Source organism: Oleiphilus sp. HI0132 (genome assembly GCF_001635845.1).
This window is the reverse complement of sequence record NZ_LWGJ01001500.1, coordinates 1-591: the sequence shown is the minus strand read 5'-3', so window position 1 is coordinate 591 and position 591 is coordinate 1. Positions and strand designations below refer to the sequence as shown.

Genomic DNA, 591 nt, shown 5'->3' with positions numbered 1-591 from the left:
TGTTTGACCAAACCAAAGGCCATCAGTACATATAACAGACTCGTGCTCCGCCAGTGTAGCAATAGCAAGCTGTGCTTGCTCTTTTGAATCAGCAACTTTGATATCGTTTAGTATTAAAATTACTTGAGACGGTGCACCTTCAACATATTGAGCAAGTGATCCAGATTTTGCTACAACATTAGAGTTTGATCCATTTTTATCCTTATCTAATAAGGCAACAGAACCTTCCAGAGTTGATGTTTCGCAATTCAGAATAAGATCCGTTGCTACGCCGTCGGAAACCAAAGAGTTCATCCAATCATGAAGCGCTTGCTGAACAGCAATTTCCCAACCTGAAGTGACCTTAAGCTCATTCATCAGCAATGGCAGCTGATCAATACCCATCTGCCGCTTTTGCGCAGAAACGCTAGAATCATCACCCAAGACAGATTCTTGAAGTGTTACAAGCGAAGCGAGGACAGCTTTCTGCTCCGATATCTTTGCATGCAAGATAGACTTCTGATCGCTTAGTGATTCAATCTTGTCTTGTTGTTGCTCAATTTTAGGCAATATGTCATCAACTTCCTGCTGAGAGCTTAATAGTTTTTCATC

Annotated in this window: 1 protein-coding gene; it reads right to left on the bottom strand. The window is 41.5% G+C overall.

The annotated features are described in order from the left end of the window. The coding region (locus A3766_RS31465; RefSeq protein WP_197479699.1) for a hypothetical protein at window positions 1–591 on the bottom strand (591 nt) is incomplete at both ends.